The sequence below is a fragment of the Sphingopyxis italica genome (genome assembly GCF_011926545.1).
In the GTDB taxonomy this organism is placed as follows: Bacteria; Pseudomonadota; Alphaproteobacteria; order Sphingomonadales; family Sphingomonadaceae; genus Sphingopyxis; species Sphingopyxis italica.
Map to the genome: position 1 here is coordinate 1,576,922 of NZ_JAATIT010000001.1, position 20,972 is coordinate 1,597,893.

At 64.7% G+C, this 20,972-nt stretch carries 22 protein-coding genes; 12 read left to right on the plus strand and 10 right to left on the minus strand.

Annotation, left to right across the window (positions count from 1 at the left end):
- Positions 1–4 precede the first annotated feature (4 nt).
- The 8 genes from GGR90_RS07310 (at position 5) to mmsB (ending at position 5,155) form a co-directional block, all read left to right on the plus strand.
- Positions 5–310, plus strand: coding sequence for an I78 family peptidase inhibitor (locus GGR90_RS07310; RefSeq protein WP_167920662.1), 306 nt, complete (start codon positions 5–7; stop codon positions 308–310).
- Positions 303–704 carry a Rid family hydrolase gene (locus tag GGR90_RS07315; RefSeq protein ID WP_167920663.1) on the plus strand — a complete coding sequence of 134 codons (402 nt, stop codon included), beginning with the start codon at positions 303–305 and terminating at the stop codon, positions 702–704. The genes GGR90_RS07310 and GGR90_RS07315 overlap by 8 nt, the downstream gene beginning before the upstream one ends.
- Positions 701–1,858, plus strand: a complete 1,158-nt coding sequence (locus GGR90_RS07320) for an acyl-CoA dehydrogenase family protein (RefSeq protein ID WP_167920664.1) — start codon at positions 701–703, stop codon at positions 1,856–1,858. Before GGR90_RS07315 ends, GGR90_RS07320 begins: the two co-directional genes overlap by 4 nt.
- The gene (locus GGR90_RS07325) at positions 1,855–2,898 is read left to right on the plus strand and encodes an enoyl-CoA hydratase/isomerase family protein (protein WP_167920665.1); all 1,044 of its coding nucleotides are present in this window, start codon (positions 1,855–1,857) and stop codon (positions 2,896–2,898) included. The genes GGR90_RS07320 and GGR90_RS07325 overlap by 4 nt, the downstream gene beginning before the upstream one ends.
- Entirely contained in the window at positions 2,883–3,239 is a 357-nt protein-coding gene (locus GGR90_RS07330; protein ID WP_209023581.1) for a YunG family protein, read from the plus strand. The genes GGR90_RS07325 and GGR90_RS07330 overlap by 16 nt, the downstream gene beginning before the upstream one ends.
- A 14-nt stretch (positions 3,240–3,253) precedes the next feature.
- Entirely contained in the window at positions 3,254–4,036 is a 783-nt protein-coding gene (locus GGR90_RS07335; protein ID WP_167920666.1) for an enoyl-CoA hydratase-related protein, read from the plus strand.
- 89 nt (positions 4,037–4,125) lie between these two features.
- A complete protein-coding gene (locus tag GGR90_RS19265) occupies positions 4,126–4,278 on the plus strand; it encodes a hypothetical protein (protein ID WP_209023582.1) in 153 nt (50 codons plus the stop codon).
- A gap of 1 nt (position 4,279) precedes the next feature.
- Positions 4,280–5,155, plus strand: a complete 876-nt coding sequence (gene mmsB / locus GGR90_RS07345; RefSeq protein ID WP_167920668.1) for a 3-hydroxyisobutyrate dehydrogenase — start codon at positions 4,280–4,282, stop codon at positions 5,153–5,155.
- 103 nt (positions 5,156–5,258) lie between these two features.
- Here the strand turns inward: mmsB and GGR90_RS07350 are convergent, their stop codons facing one another.
- From GGR90_RS07350 to GGR90_RS07395, 10 genes are all read right to left on the minus strand, one after another.
- Positions 5,259–5,495 (minus strand): hypothetical protein, encoded by a 237-nt coding sequence (locus GGR90_RS07350; protein ID WP_167920669.1) that lies wholly within the window; start codon positions 5,493–5,495, stop codon positions 5,259–5,261.
- Between the two features lie 143 nt (positions 5,496–5,638).
- The gene (locus tag GGR90_RS07355) at positions 5,639–7,672 is read right to left on the minus strand and encodes a 3-hydroxyacyl-CoA dehydrogenase NAD-binding domain-containing protein (RefSeq protein ID WP_167920670.1); all 2,034 of its coding nucleotides are present in this window, start codon (positions 7,670–7,672) and stop codon (positions 5,639–5,641) included.
- 122 nt (positions 7,673–7,794) lie between these two features.
- Positions 7,795–8,997, minus strand: coding sequence for a serine hydrolase domain-containing protein (locus tag GGR90_RS07360; protein WP_167920671.1), 1,203 nt, complete (start codon positions 8,995–8,997; stop codon positions 7,795–7,797).
- Positions 8,998–9,148: 151 nt separating this feature from the next.
- A complete protein-coding gene (locus GGR90_RS07365) occupies positions 9,149–9,952 on the minus strand; it encodes an SDR family NAD(P)-dependent oxidoreductase (RefSeq protein ID WP_167920863.1) in 804 nt (267 codons plus the stop codon).
- On the minus strand, positions 9,952–10,728 hold the full coding sequence (locus GGR90_RS07370) for an SDR family NAD(P)-dependent oxidoreductase (protein ID WP_167920672.1): 777 nt from the start codon (positions 10,726–10,728) through the stop codon (positions 9,952–9,954). The genes GGR90_RS07365 and GGR90_RS07370 overlap by 1 nt, the downstream gene beginning before the upstream one ends.
- Positions 10,725–11,792 carry a phosphotransferase family protein gene (locus tag GGR90_RS07375; protein ID WP_167920673.1) on the minus strand — a complete coding sequence of 356 codons (1,068 nt, stop codon included), beginning with the start codon at positions 11,790–11,792 and terminating at the stop codon, positions 10,725–10,727. The genes GGR90_RS07370 and GGR90_RS07375 overlap by 4 nt, the downstream gene beginning before the upstream one ends.
- Positions 11,793–11,934: 142 nt before the next feature.
- A complete protein-coding gene (locus GGR90_RS07380) occupies positions 11,935–13,026 on the minus strand; it encodes a Zn-dependent alcohol dehydrogenase (RefSeq protein ID WP_167920674.1) in 1,092 nt (363 codons plus the stop codon).
- A gap of 121 nt (positions 13,027–13,147) precedes the next feature.
- On the minus strand, positions 13,148–14,437 hold the full coding sequence (locus GGR90_RS07385) for an acyl-CoA dehydrogenase family protein (RefSeq protein WP_167920675.1): 1,290 nt from the start codon (positions 14,435–14,437) through the stop codon (positions 13,148–13,150).
- A gap of 109 nt (positions 14,438–14,546) precedes the next feature.
- The gene (locus GGR90_RS07390) at positions 14,547–16,007 is read right to left on the minus strand and encodes an MFS transporter (protein ID WP_167920676.1); all 1,461 of its coding nucleotides are present in this window, start codon (positions 16,005–16,007) and stop codon (positions 14,547–14,549) included.
- Positions 16,004–16,861, minus strand: coding sequence for an SDR family NAD(P)-dependent oxidoreductase (locus tag GGR90_RS07395; protein WP_167920677.1), 858 nt, complete (start codon positions 16,859–16,861; stop codon positions 16,004–16,006). Before GGR90_RS07395 ends, GGR90_RS07390 begins: the two co-directional genes overlap by 4 nt.
- Before the next feature lie 172 nt (positions 16,862–17,033).
- Here GGR90_RS07395 and GGR90_RS07400 point away from each other — a divergent pair, with 172 nt between their 5' ends.
- The 4 genes from GGR90_RS07400 to GGR90_RS07415 all read left to right on the plus strand — a co-directional run bounded on the left by GGR90_RS07400 (position 17,034) and on the right by GGR90_RS07415 (position 20,958).
- Complete coding sequence (locus tag GGR90_RS07400) at positions 17,034–18,215, plus strand: acyl-CoA dehydrogenase family protein (protein ID WP_167920678.1); 1,182 nt, start codon at positions 17,034–17,036, stop codon at positions 18,213–18,215.
- A gap of 3 nt (positions 18,216–18,218) precedes the next feature.
- Complete coding sequence (locus GGR90_RS07405; RefSeq protein ID WP_167920679.1) at positions 18,219–19,337, plus strand: acyl-CoA dehydrogenase family protein; 1,119 nt, start codon at positions 18,219–18,221, stop codon at positions 19,335–19,337.
- Between the two features lie 118 nt (positions 19,338–19,455).
- Entirely contained in the window at positions 19,456–20,259 is an 804-nt protein-coding gene (locus GGR90_RS07410) for an SDR family oxidoreductase (RefSeq protein WP_167920680.1), read from the plus strand.
- Between the two features lie 180 nt (positions 20,260–20,439).
- Positions 20,440–20,958: a hypothetical protein gene (locus GGR90_RS07415; protein ID WP_167920681.1), complete on the plus strand. Its 519-nt coding sequence runs from the start codon at positions 20,440–20,442 to the stop codon at positions 20,956–20,958.
- Positions 20,959–20,972: the final 14 nt, after the last annotated feature.

A 20,972-nucleotide genomic window follows, 5' to 3' on the forward strand; every position in this document is an offset into this window, starting at 1 on the left:
AAAGATGGACATTCGCTGGATTGCAATTGCTGCCGCCCTGCCGCTCGCCGCCTGTTCGAGCAGCGAAGCGCCCGTCGAATCGACCCCGCCGCCGCCCGAAGCCGAAATGACGTGTCAGGCCGATGCGGTGCAATCCTATGTCGGCCAGACCGCGACCCCCGCCCTCGGCGGCGCGATTCTGAAAGCGTCTGGCGCGCGCACGCTGCGCTGGGGGCCGCCGCGCTCGGCGATGACGATGGATTACCGCGTCGACCGCGTGAACATCATGTACGACGACGCCTACAAGATCACGCAGGTCACCTGTGGCTGAGTCCAGCCGCCGCAATCATTCATCGGCGTCCCCATTCGAACCCGTCTACGGCTACAGCCGCGCGGTTCGGGTGGGGAGCCGCATCGACGTCGCGGGCTGCGCGCCGATCGAGGCCGACGGAAGCTCGACTCCCGGCGACGCGGGGGCACAGGCGGCGCGCTGCCTGACGATCATCAAGGAAGCGCTCGAAGCGCTCGGCGGCTCGCCCGCCGATGTCGTGCGGACGCGCATGTATATCACCGACGCCGCCGACGCCGACCTCGTCGGCCATGCGCATGGGGCGATGTTCGGCGACATCCGCCCGGCCGCGACGATGCTTGTCATCCCCGCGCTGATCCGGCCCGAGTGGAAAGTCGAAATCGAAGCCGAAGCTATTTTAGAGACCGAGACATGACCGACCAGTTCCAGCTTACCGACGACCAGCTCGCCATTCAGGACATGGCGCGCAAATTCACCGCCGACCGCATCACGCCCTTCGCGGCGGAATGGGATGAGAAACATCATTACCCCGTCGATGTGTGGAAGGCGGCGGGCGAGCTCGGCTTCGGCGCGATTTACGTTGCCGAGGAATCGGGCGGCATCGGGCTCGGCCGGCTGGAGGCGGCGCTGATCATGGAGGCGATGGCCTATGGCTGCCCCGCGACCAGCGCCTATGTCTCGATCCACAATATGGCGACCTGGATGATCGACCGCTTCGGCGGCGCCGAGATCAAGGCGCGCTTCCTGCCCCAGCTCGTCAGCATGGAAAAGATCGCCAGCTATTGCCTGACCGAGCCGGGCTCGGGGTCCGACGCCGCCGCGCTCAAGACGACGGCCAAGCGCGCCAAAGATTCTGGGGGTGATCATTATGTCCTGAACGGCACCAAGCAGTTCATCTCGGGCGCGGGCACCAACGACATCTATGTCTGCATGGTCCGCACCGGCGAGGAAAAGTCGAAGGGCATCAGCTGCCTCGTCATCGAAAAGGATACGCCGGGCCTCAGCTTCGGCGCGCCGGAGAAGAAGCTCGGCTGGAACGCATCCCCCACCGCGCAGGTGATCTTCGAGGATTGCCGCGTGCCCGTGGAAAATCTCGTCGGTGCCGAGGGTGACGGCTTCCGCTTCGCGATGGCCGGGCTCGACGGCGGCCGGCTCAACATCGGCGCCTGTTCGCTCGGCGGGGCGCAACGCTGTCTCGACGAAGCGATCGCCTATACCAAGGACCGCCAGCAATTCGGCCAGCCGATTGCCGATTTCCAGAACACCCAGTTCATGCTCGCCGACATGGCGACCGACCTCGAAGCATCGCGCGCTTTGCTCTATCTCGCGGCAGCCAAGGTCACCGCGAACGCGCCCGACAAGTCGCGCTTCTCGGCGATGGCGAAAAGGCTCGCGACCGACAATGGCAGCAAGATCGTCAACGACGCGCTGCAGCTCTTCGGCGGCTATGGCTATTTGCGCGACTATCCGATCGAGCGTTTCTGGCGCGACCTGCGCGTCCATTCGATCCTCGAAGGCACCAACCAGGTGATGCGGATGATCGTCGGAAGGGACCTGCTGCGCCAATGACAAACGATGTGTTGATCTCGACCGACGTTCGCGTCGGCCGCATCGCGCTCAATCGCCCCAAGGCGATCCACGCGCTCAACCTCGCGATGTGCGAAGCCATGATCGACGCGCTCGTCAAATGGCAGGGCGACGCCGCGGTCGAAGCGGTGATCATCGACCATAGCGAGGGCCGCGGCTTCTGCGCTGGCGGCGACATCCGCATGCTTGCGGAGAGCGGCGCGAAGGACGGCAAGGAAGCGCGCCAATTCTTCCACACCGAATATCGCCTCAATCACCTGCTCTTCACCTATCCCAAGCCCGTTGTCGCCTTCATGGACGGCATCACCATGGGCGGCGGGGTCGGGATTTCGCAGCCTGCGAAATATCGCGTCGCGACCGAGCACACGCGCTTCGCCATGCCCGAAACCGGGATCGGCCTGTTCCCCGACGTCGGCGGCGGCTGGTATCTGCCGCGCCTCGAAGGGCGCGTCGGCGCGTATCTCGCGCTCACCGGCGCGCGGCTCGACGGCGCGGAGTGTCTCGCGCTTGGCCTTGCGACGCATTATCTGCCGTCCGAAAAGCTCGCCGAGGCGAAGGCGCGCATCGCGGTCGACCCCGACCGCATCGGCGGCATTTTGGGCGAGCTGTCGGTCACCGCGCCGCCCGCCGCGATCACCCAGCATATCGAACGGATCAACCGCCTGTTCGCGAGCGACACCTATGAGAATATCCTTGGCGCGCTCGAAGCCGATGGCGGCGCATGGGCCGAAAAGGAACTCGCGACGCTTCACGGCAAATCGCCCCAGACATGCAAGGTCGCGCTCCGTCAATTGCAGGAAGGCGGCGAGATGCACGACTTCGCGGAGCAGATGCGCCAGGAATATGCGATCGGCAGCCGCGTCGTTCAGATGCACGACTTCATCGAGGGCGTGCGCGCGCTGATCGTCGACAAGGACAACAGCCCGAAATGGGATCCGCCGACGCCCGAGGCCGTAACCGACGAGTGGATCGACGCGATTTTCGCGCCGCTGCCCGAGAGTGAGAAATGGACGCCGCTGTGAGTTTTTCCGATCCGATCGCCCTTTATCATGCGGTGAAGCGGAGCTGGTCGGCCGAGACGATATCGGATCCGTTCGACCCCGCGAACCCCTGCCGCAACCAGTGTGCGGTGACCGCGCTCGCCGTGCATCATCATTTCGGCGGCGACATCATGAAAACCGCAACAAAGGGCGGCACGCATTTCTACAACCGGATCGATGGGCGCACCTGGGACCTCGCGGCCGACCAGTTCGACGAGCCGATTCCCTACGACAACCAGCTGACCTCGACCGACGAGGCGCACGACCATGCCACCCCGGCGCAATTGCAAGTGCTGCTGCGCAATATCGACGCCAACCGCTGATACAGGACAAGACCATGAGCTATGAAACTCTCCTCGTCGAAACGCGCGGGGCCGTCACGCTGGTGACGCTCAACCGCCCGCAGGCGCTCAACGCGCTGAACTCGGGCGTGCTCGACGATCTGATCGCGGCCTTCGCGGCGTATGAAGCCGACGACAGCCAGCGTTGCGCCGTCCTCACCGGCTCGGGCGACAAGGCGTTCGCCGCGGGCGCCGACATCAAGGAAATGGCCGACAAGCCGGCCGCCGATTTCTACCTTGAGGACTTTTTCTCGAAATGGACGAGCGATTTCGTGAAGAAGGTGAGGAAGCCCTGGATCGCCGCGGTGAATGGCTTCGCGCTCGGCGGCGGCTGCGAACTCGCGATGATGGCCGACTTCATCATCGCGTCGGACAAGGCGAAGTTCGGCCAGCCCGAAATCAAGCTCGGCGTCGCGCCGGGCATGGGCGGGTCGCAGCGGCTGACGCGCGCGATCGGCAAGGCGAAGGCGATGGAAATGTGCCTCACCGGCCGGATGATGGACGCCGCCGAAGCCGAACGCTCGGGCCTCGTCGCGCGCGTCGTCGAACATGAAAGTCTCGTCGACGAAGCGGTGAAGACCGCCACCACGATCGCCAGCATGCCGCCGATGGCCGCGATGGTGAACAAGGATATGGTCAACGCCGCGTTCGAAACGACGCTCGATCAGGGCCTCATCTACGAACGCCGCCTGTTCCAGATCCTCGCCGCGACCGAGGACAAGGCCGAAGGCATGGCCGCCTTCATCGAAAAGCGCGAAGGCGTGTGGAAAGGGCGGTGAGTCTCGCGCGGAGGCGGCTGGTTTCAAAGCGAGCGATATATGCTGCCGCGATCCTGATCGGCCTCCACCTACTCGCTTATGCCTATGTCGTGGATCAGCGCATTTTATATGACCAAGGCGACCTTGAAGGATTGCTCTGGTGGCTCGTCGCCTTCCTCGTCTTGCCAACCGCTGCCTTGCTGACGCTTGCAATCAGCTTGGTTGCGCAATGGCTTAAATCGAAAAATCCCTCGGGAGAATGACATGAAGATCGCATTCATCGGACTCGGCAACATGGGCGGCGGCATGGCCGCGAACCTCGCGAAGGCGGGGCACGACGTCCGCGCTTTCGATCTCAGCGAGGAAGCATTGGCGCGCGCCGTCGAGGCGGGCTGCACCCGCGCCGCATCGGCCGCCGAAGCCGTCACCGGCGCCGAGGCGGTCGTGACGATGCTCCCCGCGGGCAAACATGTTTCCGGCGTCTATGAAGCCGATGTCTTCCCGAACGCCGCGCCGGGCACCTTGCTGCTCGACTGTTCGACGATCGATGTCGCGACCGCGCGCTCGAACATCGAAGCGGCGACCGCGAAGGGCCTCGTCGCGGTCGATGCGCCCGTCTCGGGCGGCATCGCGGCGGCGAACGCGGGCACGCTGACCTTCATGGTCGGCGGCGTCGATGACGGCTTCGCGCGCGCCGAACCGATCCTAGCGAAAATGGGCAAGGCGGTGATCCACGCCGGCGGCGCGGGCGCGGGGCAGGGGGCGAAGATTTGCAACAACATGCTGCTCGGCGCCTCGATGGTCGCGACGTGCGAAACGCTCGCGCTCGCGCAAAAGCTCGGGCTCGATCCGCAGAAATTCTTCGACATCGCCAGCGTGTCGTCGGGCCAGTGCTGGTCGCTGACGAGCTACGCGCCACTCCCCGGCGTCGGTCCCGCGACCCCCGCCGACAATGACTATAAGGGCGGGTTCGCCGCGGCGCTGATGCTCAAGGACTTGCGCCTCGCGATGGAAGCCGCGGCGAGCGTCGATGCCGACGTCCCGATGGGATCGAAGGCGCACGAGCTTTACGAAGCCTTTGTCGAGGCCGACAAGGACGGCCGCGACTTTTCGGCGATCATCAAGACGTTGCAGGACTAACGCCTCTCCCATTCCGTTCGTGTCGAGCGAAGTCGAGACACTCATCGAGACAATGCCGTGCCGAGGGGCATCTCGACTTCGCTCGATGCGAACGGGAATTGGGTCAGTAAAAATCCGCGGTCTCGCCGCCCTCGCGGCGCGTCGTCCGATGCACCTGGGTCGATGCCTTGCGCTCACCGGTGCGCACCTCGAGCCGGCCGTCGATCCGTCGCACCTCGGCGGGCGAAAGGATACGTGCGCGCGCCACCGCAACTGCGGAAACCTGCGGCGTTGGCACAGGAGCCGCAACCGGCGCGCTGCCGGCAAGCAAAAGGATGGCGAGGGCGGACATGGCGTTCATGCTCTGCCCTGACGGCGGGTCTTGCCAGCACTTTAACCTTGAATCGCAAATTTTCGATCATGGCGGCCGTGTTCGCGGCAAAAAAGAAAGGCCGCCTGCCCCGCACCGGGACAGACGGCCTCTTTTTCGTAAGCGAAGGCGGCTTAGAAGCCCGATTTCGCCTCGGCCTTCTCCTTGAGCAAAGGCGCGATTTCGAACCCATGCTTCTCGAGCGCCGCGACGATCTTGTCGGTGCCTTCCAGCCCCGCCCAGAACATCGGGCCGCCGCGATAGACCGGCCAGCCATAGCCATAGATCCACACGACATCGATGTCCGACGCGCGCTGCGCCTTGCCTTCGGACAGGATCAGCGCGCCTTCGTTGACCATCGGATAGAGCGTGCGTTCGATGACCTCCTGATCGGTGATCTCGCGCTTTTCGACGCCGGCCTTCGCCCGGAATTCCTCGATGATCTCGGCGACGCGCGGGCTTTCCGACGGATTGCGCTTGTCGTCATAGTCATAGAAGCCCGCCTGCTTCTTCTGCCCCCAGCGGCCTTCGGCGGCGAGCGCGTCGCGGATGCTTTCGATGCGGTTCGGGTCGCGGTGCCAGCCGATATCGACGCCGGCGAGGTCGCTCATCTGGAACGGCCCCATCGGCATGCCGAATTCGACATGGACCTTGTCGACCTGCGCCGGGGTCGCGCCTTCGAGCAGCAGCTTCATCGCCTCCATCTGGCGCGGCTTCAGCATCCGGTTGCCGATGAAGCCGTCGCACACGCCCGCGACCACCGCGACCTTGCCGATTTTCTTGCCGATCGCCATCGCGGTCGCCAGCGCATCGGGCGCTGTCTTTTCGCCGCGCACGACCTCGAGCAGCTTCATCACATTGGCGGGCGAGAAGAAGTGCATGCCGAGCACGTCGCCGGGGCGGTTCGTCGCGGTCGCGATCTCGTCGACGTCGAGATAGCTGGTGTTCGACGCGAGGATCGCGCCGGGCTTCGCAATCTTGTCGAGCTTGCCGAAGATGTCCTTCTTGACGTCCATATTCTCATAGACCGCCTCGATGATCAGGTCGCAGTCGGCCAAATCGTCGAGGCTGAGGCTCGGTGTGAGGATGCCCATCATCTGGTCGACCTGCTCGGGCTTGAACCGGCCCTTCGCTGCCGAGGCGTCGTAATTCTTGCGGATCACCCCGACGCCGCGGTCGAGCGCGTCCTCTGCCATCTCGACGATCGTCACGGGGATGCCCTTTTGCAAGAAGTTCATGCTGATCCCGCCGCCCATCGTGCCGGCGCCGATGACGCCGACCTTTTTCACGTCGCGCAGCGCGGTATCCTTGGGCAGGCCGTCGATCTTCGCGGCCTGACGCTCGGCGAAGAAGATGTGGCGCTGCGCGGCCGACTGGCTGCCGAACATTAGCTTCATGAACTGCTCGCGCTCGAAGGCGAGCCCCTCGTCGAAGGGCAGCCGCGTCGCGGCTTCGACGCAGGCGAGGTTGGCATAAGGCGCCTCGAAGCCGCGCCAGCGCTTGGCGTTCCTGGCCTTCAATTGTTCGATCACGCCGACATCGCCAAAGACTTCGCGTTCGCGCGTCGGGCGCGGGCCGTCGGCGATCTTCGCGCGGGCAAAGGCGATGGCGTCGGCGGCAAGGCTGTCCTCGCCCGCGAGTTCGTCGACGAGGCCAAGTTCTTTCGCCTTGGCGGCGGGCAGCGGATCGCCGGTCGAGGTCATCGTCGCCGCGGCTTCGACGCCGACGACGCGCGGCAGGCGCTGCGTGCCGCCCGCGCCCGGCAGCAGGCCGAGCTTCACCTCGGGCACGCCGAGCTTCGCCGAGGGCACCGCGATGCGGTAGTGGCAGACGAGCGCGGTTTCGAGGCCGCCACCGAGCGCCGTGCCGTGGATTGCGGCTACCACCGGCTTCGACGCCGCCTCGATGCTGCCCAGCACCGCGTTGAAATCGGGGCCGCGCGGCGGCTTGCCGAACTCGCTGATGTCGGCGCCCGCGATGAAGGTCGCGCCGGCGCAGCGCAGCACGATCGCCTTGACGCTGTCGTCGGCGAGCGCGGCGCCGAAATTATCCTCGAGGCCCTGGCGGACGTGCCAGCTCAGCGCGTTGACGGGCGGGTTGTTGACGATGATGACGGCGACTTCACCATCCTTTTCCATCGTGACGGAAATCGGTGTGTCTTCGGACATGGGAGAACTCCTTCAAATAAGCCCGCTCGCATCGAGCGAAGTCGAGATGCCCCTCGGGCTAGGCGCCCGGTCGATGGGTATCTCGACTTCGCTCGATACGAACGGATAGGTGGTGTTGCATTTCAGTCGTCGATCGCGGCGTGGACAAAGGTCTTGACCTCGCGCCGCACGGGGTAGGTGGAGGAGGGCATGAGCTGGGTCATAAGGACCATGCAAATCTCTTCGACCGGATCGACGAAGAAGCCGGTCGAGAACATGCCGCCCCAATAAAAATCGCCGACCGAGCCCGGAATGCCCGCGCGTGCGGGGTCGAGCGTGACCGCGAAGCCGAGGCCGAAGCCGATCCCGGCATTCTCGTCCTCGCTGAAAATACCGACGCTGTGCTGCGTCAGGTCACCGCCGCCGGGCAGATGGTTCGACGTCATCAGGTCGAGCGTCTTGCGGCTGATGATCCGCGTATCGCCCAATTTCCCGCCGCCGAGCAGCATCAGGCAGAAACGGTGATAATCGTGGAGCGTCGAGGCGAGCCCGCCGCCGCCCGAATGGAAGCTGCGATCCTTCGCCCAGCGGCTCCGCGCGCCGGCGTCGAAATCCTGCATCCTGTCCTTGGGGTGAAAGGCATAGGCGTCGGCCAACCGGTGCTGCTGCTCGGCGGGCACCTTGAACCCCGTATCGACCATGGAGAGCGGGCCGAAGATCCGTTCCTGCAACACCTCGCCGAATGGTTTGCCCTCGATCCGTTCGATCACCGCGCCGAGCACGTCGGTCGCCATCGAATAATTCCAGTGTGCACCGGGGTCGAATTGCAACGGGATTTTCGCGAGGTCGGCGATGAAGCTGTCCATCGTATAATCGGCGTCGAAATCGTCGATCCGCGCCTTGCGGTACGCGGCGTCGACCGGGGTGCGCTCCTGAAAGCCATAGGTCAGGCCCGCGGTATGGCGCAGCAGGTCGACCATGCGGATCGGCGACGCGGGCGGCCGCGTCAGGAAGGGCACATTGCCGCCGCCCGCGACGAAGACGCCGGTGCCCTTGAACTCGGGGCAATATTTGACGAGCGGGTCGGAGAGCGCGACCTTGCCCTCTTCGACCAGCATCATGAAAGCGATGCTGGTGATCGGCTTGGTCATGCTTGCGATACGGAAGATCGCATCGTCCTTCAGCGCCTCGCCCGGCCGTGCGTCGCCGATGCACGAGCGATGCGCGATCTCGCCGCGCCGGGAGACGAGCGTCGCCGCATGCGGCAGGCGGCCGGTGTCGACATATTTGTCGGCGAGGAAGGCGGGAATGCGGTCCAGCCGCGCGAGGTCGAATCCGTGGGTCATGAAATTCCTCTGGTATTTGGTCTCAAATCATACCCCTGCTTCCGTTCGTGTCGAGCGAAGTCGAGACACCCCGAAGGCGTGCCCGACCGATGGGCGTCTCGACTTCGCTCGACGCGAACGGGGTTGGTGAAATGCGCCAAAGCCGAATATTTCAATGCGACGTCTGACCGAGCAACTGGCGCGTCACGGGGTGCGAGCTCGTCAACCCGCCATCGACCGCGATCGCCTGTCCGTTGACATAGCTCGCCTGATCGCTGGCGAGGAAAAGCGCGACATTGGCGAGTTCCTCGGGCTGCGCCGCGCGGCGCAGCGGGTTGAGCTGGCCGAGCTTGTGCGTGACCTCCTTCGCCTTGGCATAGTCGAAGGTCGGCTTGGTCATCCCCGTTTCGGTGAGGCCGGGGCACACCGCGTTGACGCGCACGCCGCTCGTCGACAGCTGCTGCGCCGCGACCTTGGCGAGGTTGATCACCCCCGCCTTCGACGCCGAATAGGCGCCCGGGCCCGCGCCCGAATTCAATCCCGCGACGCTCGCGGTCAGCACGATCGCGCCGCCGCGCCCCTGATCGACCATCGCCTTGCCGGCGTGCTTCACCATCAGCGCCGGACCGATCAAATTGACGCGCAACGTTTCGGCCCATGCGTCGGGATCGAAGTCGAAAATGCCGCCCATGTCGCCGATGATCCCGGCGTTGGCGAAGGCGACGTCGAGCGCGCCATAAGTGTCCTTTGCCGCCGCGACGAGCTTCGCGACATCGGCCTCGACCCCCGCATCGATTTCGAGCGCGACGACCTCGCCGCCCGCATCCTTCACCAGCTCTGCCGTCTCATGCACCGCTGCCGTCTTGTCGCCGATCACGAGCTTGGCGCCCTCGGCGGCGAAGCGCAGCGCGCTCGCGCGGCCGATGCCCGAACCGGCCCCCGTGATGATCGCAACCTTGCCGTCCAACGCGCCCATCATGCGCCTCCCGAAATCGTGGCTCCGCCATCGCACACGATGGTCTGGCCGGTGGTGAATGCCCCCGCCTTGCTGGCGAGGAAGACCGCGGCGCCCGCGATCTCGTGCGGCTCGCCGATGCGCTTCAGCGTCGAGGCGGCGGTCGATCGTTTGAGGTTTTCCTCATTTTCCCACAAGGCGCGCGCCATGTCGGTGCGGATCAGGCCCGGCGCGATGCAATTGACGCGCACCCCCTTCGGCCCGAATTCGACCGCGAAATTCCGCGCGACCTGCATGTCGGCGGCCTTCGAAATCCCGTAAGCGCCGATGATCGGCGATCCCTTGAGCCCGCCGATCGAGCTGATGATCGTGATCGACCCCTCGCCGCGTTCGAGCATCTCGGGCGCGACCATGGTGATCAGCCAGTGGTTCGACAGGATATTATTGTCCATGATCTTGCGGAACTGCTCGTCGCTGATCCCGAGACCCGGGCCATAATAGGGGTTCGATGCGGCGTTGCAGACGAGCGCGGTGATCTTGCCGAAGGCGGCGCGCGTTTCATCAACCAGATTCTGCAGATCGTCCTTCGACGAGATGTTCGCGGCGACCGCAATCGCCGTGCCTTCGCCGAATTTCGCGTTGATTTCCGCCGCGGCGTCGTCGCACGCATCCTGCTTGCGGCTCGATATGACGACCTTCGCACCTTGTTCGGCCATCGCCTCGGCGGTGGCCTTGCCGATGCCGCGCGACGATCCGGTGATCAGCGCGACCTGCCCGCTCATGTCGAACAGGCTCATGCGCCGGCCTTTCGGGCAAAATCCCACGCCTTTTCGGCGAGCGGACGGACGCGTTCGGACATGTCCTTCGCGTGCTGCGACGAGGCGGTGCCCTCAATCACGCGCTTCTTGATCCCCTGGATGATTCCCGCGAGACGGAAGAAATTATACGCGAAATACCAGTTCATGTCGGGCACGCCGTCGCGGCCGGTGGCGGCGCAATAGCGGGTCACCATCTCGTCGAGTTCGGGAATGCCGAGCGCCTCGCGATCGAGGTCCGAAACGCCTGATCGCCCGCCATTCTCGGTCACCCACGCCATCGCGACATAAGTGAAATCGGCGAGCGGATCGCCCAGCGTCGAAAGCTCCCAGTCGAGCACCGCGAGCACCTCGGGCCGATCCTTGGCGTATATCATATTGTCGATGCGATAATCGCCGTGGACGACGCTCGTGCGCGTCTGTTCGGGCAAGGTCGCGGGCAGCCACGCGATCAGCCGCTCCATCTCGTCCATCGTCTCGGTTTCGGACAATCGGTACTGCTTGGTCCAGCGATCGACCTGGCGGCCGAAATAATTGCCCGGCTTGCCGAAGTCCGAAAGCCCCGCCGCCTCGACATCGACGCTGTGCAGCGCCGCGAGCGTGTCGATCATCGCATTGTACGTGGCGCGGCGGTTTTCGGGCGTCGATCCCGGCATCGCGCCGTCCCAGATCGTGTGGCCATCGACCATCGACATCACATAGAACCAGCTGCCGACCACGCTGTCGTCGGTGCAGAGGCCGTACTGGCGCGCGACGGGGAGCCCCATCTTATAGAGCCCCGCCTGCACCTTATACTCGCGGTCGACCGCATGCGCCGAGGGAAGCAGCTGGCCGAAGGGCTTGCGGCGGAGGACATAATTGCCCGACGGCGCCGAAATCTTGTAGGTCGGGTTCGACTGGCCGCCGGCGAATTTGCCCTGCGTCAGCGGGCCGGTGAAGCCCTCAACATGGGTTTCCATCCACGCGGTCAGCTTCGCCTCGTCGAGCACATCGGCGCCCTCGGGCGCGACGGTGCCGCTGAAGGCTTTCTGTGCGTCCAAAGTCATAAGCCTCTCTCTGTCCGCTCACCCGGCGCGGACGCCAATAAATAGGGACAGTCCCTATTTAATTCATATCGCAGCGGGCCGATCGATGCCGGCGCCGCAATTAAATAGGGACAGTCCCTATTTATTGACTTCGGGCTGACGGTCACTGGTCGAATACGATCACCGATCGTGCGGCGTCGCCCTTCTTCATCTTGTCGAAGCCTTCGTTGATCCGTTCGAGCGGGATCGTTTCGGCGACGATGCTGTCGAGGTCGAGCAATCCGCGCAGGTAGAAATCGACGAGGCGCGGGATGTCGACCGGGAAGCGGTTGCCGCCCATGATCGCGCCCTGCAATTTCTTGCCCGAGAGCAGGTCCATCGCGCTGAGCCCGACCTTCTCGCTGAGCGGCATCATGCCGAGAATCGTCGCGGTGCCGCCGCGGCGCAGCGACGCGACCGCGAGGCTCGCCGAAGCGGGACGGCCCACAGCTTCGATCGCATGGTCGACCCCGCCCTTGGTCAGTTCAAGGATCTGTTTCGCGGCATCGTCGGCGAGCGCATCGACGACGTCGGTCGCGCCCAGTTTCTTCGCGAGTTCGCGCTTTTCGGGAACCGGATCGGCGGCGATGATGCGCCCCGCGCCCGCGATCTTCGCGGCGTTGATCGTCGCGAGCCCGACGCCGCCGCAGCCGACGACCGCCACCGTCTCGCCCGGGGTCACCTTGCACGCGTTGAAGATCGTCCCCGCACCCGTCGTCACCGCGCAGCCGATCACCGCGGCGCGGTCGAGCGGCATCGCGGGGTCGATCGCGACGCACGCATGTTCGTGGACGAGCATCGTCTCGGCGAAGGCCGACAGGTTGAGCATCTGGTTGACTGGCGATCCGTCGGGGCGCGTGATGCGCGGCGCCGATCCGGCGGCGCGGCGCGTGTCGCCGCCCATGCACAGCGACATGCGGCCCGACACGCAGAACTCGCAGTGGCCGCAAAAGGCCGACAGGCAGGTCACGACCGCGTCGCCGACCTTCACCGTGCGCACTTCGCTGCCGACCGCCTCGACGATGCCCGCGGCCTCGTGGCCGGGAATAGCCGGAAGGGGGTGCGGATAGGCGCCGTCGATGAAATGCAGGTCCGAATGGCAGAGCCCGCACGCGATGGTGCGGATACGCACCTCGTGCGGGCCGCAATCGGCGATCTGCACCGTCTCGATCGACAGCGGCTTGCCGGGTTCGATCAGGATGGCGGCTTTGGTCATTATAGTCTCCGTAAAATCCCCCTCCCGCTCGCGGGAGGGGCTAGGGGAGGGTTGTCGATTTCCAAACAGGGAGAAACAAGCCCTCCCCAACCCCTCCCGCAAGCGGGAGGGGAGTTTTGGATTACCGCGAAGCGCCGACGTCGCCCGACGAAAAGCCGGGCTCGCTCGCTTCGCTATGCTTGGCGAATTCGATGCGCGCGATCGCGCGTTCGTGCACTTCGTCGGGCCCGTCGGCGAGGCGCAGCGTGCGCTGATGCGCATAGGCTTTGGCGAGCCCGAAATCCTCCGACACGCCGCCGCCGCCATGCGCCTGGATCGCGTCATCGATGATTTTGAGCGCCATGTTCGGTGCCTGCACCTTGATCATCGCGATCTCGGCGGCGGCCGACTTGTTGCCGACCTTGTCCATCATGTCGGCGGCCTTGAGGCAGAGGAGGCGCGTCATCTCGATATCGATGCGCGCGCGCGCCAAGCGGTGCTCCCAAATGCTGTATTCGGCGACCTTCTTGCCGAACGCGACGCGCGACTGCAGCCGCTTCGCCATCTTCGCGATCGCTTCTTCGGCGACCCCGATCGTACGCATGCAGTGATGGATGCGCCCTGGCCCGAGCCGCCCCTGCGCGATCTCGAAGCCGCGCCCTTCGCCGAGCAGCATCGCTTCCTCGGCATTGACGCGCACGTCCTTCAATTCGATTTCCATATGGCCGTGCGGCGCGTCGTCATAACCGAAGACGGGCAGGTGGCGCAGGATGTTCACGCCGGGCGTGTTCAGCGGCATCAGCACCATCGATTGCTGCGCGTGGCGCTTGGCGGCGAAATCGGTCTTGCCCATCACGATCGCGACCTCGCAACGCGGGTCGCCCGCGCCCGACGACCACCATTTGGTGCCGTTGATGACATAATCATCGCCGTCGCGCTCGATGCGCGTCTCGATGTTCGTCGCGTCGGACGAGGCGACGCGCGGCTCGGTCATCAAAAAGGCCGAGCGGATCTCGCCGTTCATCAGCCGGCCGAGATATTTGTCCTTCTGCGCACGCGTTCCGTAACGGTGGAATACTTCCATATTGCCCGTGTCGGGCGCCGAGCAGTTGAACACCTCGCTCGCAAAACCGACGCGGCCCATTTCCTCGGCGCACAGCGCATATTCGAGGTTGGTGAGGCCCGGCCCTTCGAACTCGAACGTCTCGTCGACATGACGATGCGCGGCCGACTTGGGCGGCATGAACAGGTTCCAGATACCGGCTTCCTTCGCCTCGGCCTTCAGATCCTCGACGATCTGGATCACCTTCCAGCGGTCGCCGGCCTTGTCCTGCTCGTTGTAGGTGGGGACGGCGGGACGCACCTTGCGCTCGATGAAATCGCGCACGCGGTCACGCCAATAGACCTGCCGGTCGGTGAGATCGAAATCCATCTCGCATCCTTCCCTTTACGTTCACGTAAACCCTTGGACCGATTCGCCGGCCTTGCCAAGTCCTGCGGTCCGAAAATTACCTCATTTGGTCATGGCGCGCATTTTTCGCTCAGGGGTGCGCTCCGCTCGCGTCGGGTTCGGCACGCGCCGCGTCGCCCAGCAGCGCCAGCCGCGCTTCGTGATCGGCGCGCGAGATCGGGAAGCGCCGCATCACGATCAGCCCGACGATCCCGATCACGAGCACCGAAAACATGTAACCGAGCGCGAGATCGCCGAGCACCGCGTTGCTGACCTGTCCCGGCTCCGCCCCGGCCGGAAAGGCGGCGAAGGACAGGATCATCCCCGCAACGAAGATGCCGATGCCGGTCGCGCATTTCTGCATGAAGAAATAGCCCGCGAAAAACAGCCCCTCCGACCGGCGGCCCGTTTCGCTTTGCGAGGCTTCGACGACGTCGGCCATCATCGACGAGGAGAGGATCATCAGGATGATCGAGAAGCTGTTGGAAACGAAAACCAGCCCGAACATCCATGCGACGCTCGGCTTGCCCGGCAGACCGGGGAAAAACCCGTAAATCCACGCGAAATAGATGCCGCTGTTGACGATCAGCGAGATCGCACCGGCCAGAATCGCGCCGTCGCGCTTGCCGAGTTTGGCCGAGATCGGCGCGACCAGAATGAAAGCTGCGATCATCGTCCCGAACAGCAGGAAGACATAGGCGACCATCTCCCCCCGCGTGAACTGCCAGAAAAAGCTCAGCAGATAGTTGTTCATCGCAAAGGTGATGCCCTGATTGACGAAGCCGAAAAGCGCAGCGAACACCAGCCACAGGAAGGCGCGGTTCGACAGCGTGTCGCGCATGTCGCGCAGGATATGGCCCAGGCTCATCGCGGGTTTGACGTCGGCGAGGTTCGACACCGCGATCCGCTTGTGCTGCCCGGCGGCGGACAGGACGACAGCGCCGAGCATCACGAGCGCGCCGGTCAGTGCATAGGGGAAATAGCCCGCCGGATCGACCAGCGCCTTTGGCCCGCCGAAGAAGACGCCATAGGCGAGGGCCAGAATGACGAGTCCGCCGCCCCATCCGAACAGGAAGCGGTAGCGCATCACCGCGGTGCGCTCGTCATAATCGGCGGTGAGCTCGGGGACGATCGCGACCGACGGCACTTCGCACATCGACACCAGCGCGCGCACGACGATCGCGAAGCCGATCAGCCAGGCGATGGTTGCCGCATCGCTCATTTCGGGCGGGCTCCACAGCGCCATCCACGCGAACGCGAGCGGGAAGGGCGCGATATAGAGCCAGGGCAGGCGGCGGCCCCAGCGGCTGCGGGTGCGGTCGGTCAGCTCGCCGATCACCGGGTCGACGAACGCATCGAAAATCAGCGCGACCATGATCGCGATGCCGACGATGCCCGCGTCGAGCCCGATGACCTGATTGTAGAAGAGCAGGAGAAAGGTGGAAAAGCCGTTCTCCTTGACCCCGTAAGCGATGCTGCCGAGCCCGTGCACCAGCTTCAGCCAGACCGGAAGCCATTCGGGGCGCGGCGCCGCGGCGGTGGCGGCGTTCACGCCGGGCTTCCCGCCTTCGTCGCTTCCTCCATCGCGAGCAGGGCGTCGAATATGCCCGGCGTTTCCTTGTCCCACGCGTGACGCTGGCCGATCGTCAGCCCGCCGTCGACGAGCAGGTGGGTGCCCGTCATAAAGCTTGATTCCTCGCTCGCGAGATAGGCGACGGCGTTGGCGATATCCTCGGGCTGGCCGCCGCGCGCGACGGGCTGCGCGTTCGCGCTCATTTCGGCGATCACCGCATTCGCCTGCGTCTTGAGTTCGCCCGGAACGTCGAGCGAGGCGGTGAAGATATTGGTGTTGATGAAGCCCGGGCAGATCGCGTTCACGCGGATGCCATATTGGGCGAGGTCGGTCGCCGCGACCTTGCTCAGGTGGAGCACGCCAGCCTTCGCCACGGCATAGGCTATCGGCGAATAGCCCGCGCCGAGCGCCGCGACGCTCGCGGTGTTGACGATGCTCGCGCCTTTGCGTCCTTTCATGTGCGGCGCCGCATAACGAATGCCCATCGCGACCGATTTCAGCACCAGGTCCATCGTGCGGTCCCAGCCCTCGGGGGTAATCTCGTCGATCGGCGCGCGGTCGCCGCCCGCGGCGGCATTGTTGAAGACGATGTCGATCCCGCCCGCCTTTGCGGCCGCCGCGTTCATCAGCGCCTCGATGTCGGCGGGCACGGTCACGTCGCAGCGTATAAAGCTGATCTTGCCGTTCGACTGTTCGGCGAGAGCGCGTCCGCCCGCCTCGTCGATGTCGGCGGCGAAGACATGCGCGCCCTCGCCGGCCAGTTTCAGCACCGCGGCCTTGCCGATTCCCGACGCCGCACCCGTGACGACCGCTACCTTGCCTGCGAATCGCATGACCCATTCTCCCGTTTTCTTTTGCCACTTAGCTTAGGCGCCAAAGGGGACGCGTCAACGGCGGTCAATCCGACGCTACGGCGCCGTAACGGCAGGTGCCAGATCCCAAGTTGACGCTTGCGTAAAGCGGCGAAGCGGACGTAGATTTGGGGGCAGAAGAGGAGCCAAAAGGATGAGCGAACTGGACGCTTTCCGCACCGAGGTGCGCGAATGGCTGGAAGCGAATTGCCCCGCCGAAATGCGCGTGCCCGTGCGCGACGAAGGGGACGTCTGCTGGGGCGGGCGCAACTGGGTGTTCAAAAATGATGCCCAGAAACAATGGCTCGAAGCCTGTGTGTCGAAGGGCTACACCGTCCCCGACTGGCCGAAGCCCTATGGCGGCGCAGGCCTCACCCCCGAGCAGACCAAGGTCCTCAAACAGGAAATGAAGCGCATCCACGCGCGCTCGCCGCTCGACAGCTTCGGCATCTGGATGCTCGGCCCCGCACTGCTGCAATTCGGGACCGAGGAACAGAAGGTCCAGTATCTGAACCCGATCGCGCGGGGCGAAATCCGCTGGTGCCAGGGCTATTCGGAACCCGGTTCGGGCAGCGACCTCGTCAGCCTGCAAACCTTTGGCGACGATAAGGGCGATCATTGGATCGTCAACGGATCGAAAATCTGGACGAGCTACGCCGACAAGGCCGACTGGATCTTCTGCCTCGTCCGCACCGACAAGGCGAACAAATATCAGGGCATCACCTTCATGCTCTTCGACATGGCGAGCAAGGGCGTCACGACCAAGCCGATCCTCCTGATCAGCGGCAACTCGCCCTTCTGCGAGACCTTCTTCGACGATGTCGAAGTGCCGAAGACGCAGTTCATCGGCGAAATCAACCGCGGCTGGGACGTCGCCAAATATCTGCTCGGCCACGAGCGCGAGATGATCTCGGGCGGCGGCGCGGGCGGCGATATGGTCAGCATCGGCGGTGCGTTCGCGAAATCCTTTGGCAAGAACGCCGCGGGCGAACTCGACGATCCGATCCTGCGCGCCGAAATGGCGGCGTTCGACGTCGATGTCTTCGCCTACCGTGCGATGGGCGAGCGTTTCATGGACATGTGGAAGACCGGCCGCGCGCATCCGGCCAGCTCGAACATGATGAAATATGTCGGCACCGAGCTCAACAAGCGCCGCCACGAACTCGTCATGTCGGGCGGCGGCAGCGAAGCGCTCGAATGGGACAGCGAAGAGACCAAGGGCGGCGCGCGCGCGCGCGGCTGGCTGCGCACCAAGGCCAATTCGATCGAAGGCGGGACGAGCGAAGTCATGCTCAACGTCATCGCCAAGCGTATCCTCGACCTGCCTGGAGCCTGACCCATGCCTTTGTATCACAATGACGACCAGGCGATGCTCAAGGACAGCGTCGCTCCTTTTGTGGCCGAACAGGCGCCGGTCTCGCACCTCCGCAAGCTGCGCGACTCCGCCGACGCCACCGGCTTCTCGCGCGACCTCTGGGCGCAGTTCACCGAAATGGGCCTGCCCGGCATGCTCGTTCCCGAGGCGCATGGCGGGCTCGGCATGGGGCATATGGAAGCGGGCATCGTGCTCGAGGAAATCGGCCGCAACCTGACCCCGTCGCCCTTCCTGTCGACCGGCGTCGGCGCGGTCGCCGCACTCGCGAAGGCGGGCGGGACGCAGGCGGGCCGCTGGCTCCCCGCCATTGCTTCCGGAGAGGCGATCGTCGCGCTCGCGATCGACGAGGGCGCCAAGCACCGCCCCGACCGCATCGCGACGACCGCGACGCGCGCGGGCAACGGGTTTCGGTTGGACGGCAAGAAGAGCTTCGTCCTCCACGGCCATGTCGCCGATATGAGCATCGTCGCGGCGAAGACCGACGGCGGGATCACTTTGTTCGCGGTGCCGAAGGATGCGAAGGGCGTCACCGCCGACCCGCGCCGCCTCGTCGACAGCAGCTTGGCGAGTCATGTCACGCTCGACGGCGTCGAGGTCGACGCTGACGCGGTGATCGGCGAGGTCGATGCGGGCGGCGAAATCCTCGACGCGCTGCTCGCCGCGACGCGCACCGGCGCCGCCGCCGAAATGGTCGGCGTCGGGCAGGGCGCGATGGACATGACGGTGAATTACCTCAAGGAACGCAAGCAGTTCGGCAAGCTGATCGGCGAGTTCCAGGGCCTTCAGCACCGCGCCGCGCATCTCTACGGCGAGATGGAAGTCGCGCGCGCGACGGTGATGAAGGCGCAGCAGCTTTTGGATGAAGGCAGCGAGGGCGCGAAGCTGATGGTCTCGGTCGCCAAGGCCAAGGCCGGCCGCGCCGCGAACCTCGCGGTGCGCGAGGGCGTGCAGATGCACGGCGGCATCGGCATGACCGACGAATATGACATCGGCCTCTACATGAAACGCGACCGTGCGCTCGCCGAATATATGGGCGATGTGCATTATCACATCGACCAGGTCGCGCGGATGAACGGCTACTGACCTTGCGGGGTCAATAAATAGGGACAGTCCCTATTTTTCTGCAAACCGACCCCGCTGCCGCAAACAATGTGAACGAAAAATAGGGACTGTCCCTATTTATTGGCAGAGAGCCCAACCCATGAACCTCCAAGACATGTTCGGCCTCGACGGCCGCATCGCGCTCGTCACCGGCGGCTCGCGCGGGATCGGCAAGATGATCGTCGAGGGCTATCTCGCCGCGGGCGCCGCGCGCGTCTACATCTCGGCGCGCAAGAGCGCGCAGATCGAGGAAGCCGTCGCCGATTTCGAAACGCGCTATCCGGGCAAGGTCATCGGACTCCCTGTGGATCTCGCGACCGTCGAGGGCTGCCGCGCGCTCGCCAAGGAACTCGAAGCGCGCGAGGAGCGGCTCGACATCCTCGTCAACAATGCCGGCGCCGCCTGGGGCGAACCCTTCGAGGGTTTCCCTGAGGCCGGCTGGGACAAGGTGATGGACATCAACGTCAAATCGCCCTTCTTCCTCACCCAGGCGCTCCACGGGCTGCTCAAGGCCGGCGGCTCGCACGACCGCCCGGCGAAGGTGATCAACATCGGCTCGATCGACGGCCAGCGGCTCAACCCGTGGGAAACCTATAGCTATCATGCGTCGAAGGCCGCGATCCTCTATCTCACCAAGCGCCTCGCGGCGCGGCTGGTCACCGACCATATCCTCGTCACCGCGATCGCGCCCGGCGCCTTCCAGTCGGATATGAACAAGGCCGCGCGCGACCATGGCGACGCGGTCGCCAAGAGCATTCCGGTCAAGCGCATCGGCGTGCCCGAGGACATGGCCGGCGCCGCGATCTTCCTCGCGTCGAAGGCGGGCGATTATGTCGTCGGCGATACGATCACCGTCGATGGCGGGCTCGTCCACGGCGATGTGCGGACCAGCATCGACGCCTGATCTCGCTCTCCCTGCCATCGTCACCCTCGAACGAGACACGTGGCTGTTCGACTTGATCCGGGGTCCATGACCGCGCCGGTAGAATGGATGCCGGATCAAGTCCGGCATGACGAAATTGGGGAAATTGACTCAATAATCTCCTTGGTGTATTATATAACTAATGCACTAAGGAGATTGGCCATGCGTCTCGCGTTCCTCATTCCCCCGATCATGCTCCTCGCCGCCTGCGGGTCGGAGGAGAAGAAGGCCGGGGAGGGCACCGAAGTCTCGATCAACGCCGAGGGCGACGGCGGCGGCATCAAGATCCAGACCGGCAAGGATGGCGGCAAGATCCGCATCGGCGGCGATGGCGCCGCGATCAATATCGACGTCCCCGATTTCGTCGACCTCGACGTCGCGAGCGACTTCGACATCGATGGGGTCAAGCTCTACCCCGGAAGCAACGTCACGACGGTCAACGTCGATGCGAGTGACAAGAATGGTGCCGACAAGGCGCGGGTCGAACTCGGCTTCACCTCGCCCGCCGCGCCCGCGAAAGCGGCCGACTGGATGGCCGGCGAATTTGCGAAGCAAGGCATCAAGGTCACGCGCACCGGCGACACGCTCGCGGGCAAGGACAAGGACGGCGCCGACTTCACGATCAAATTCGCCCCCGACGGCGCGAACGCCAAGGGTGAAGTGGTGATTACGAAGGTTTGACCCAAAAACCCGTT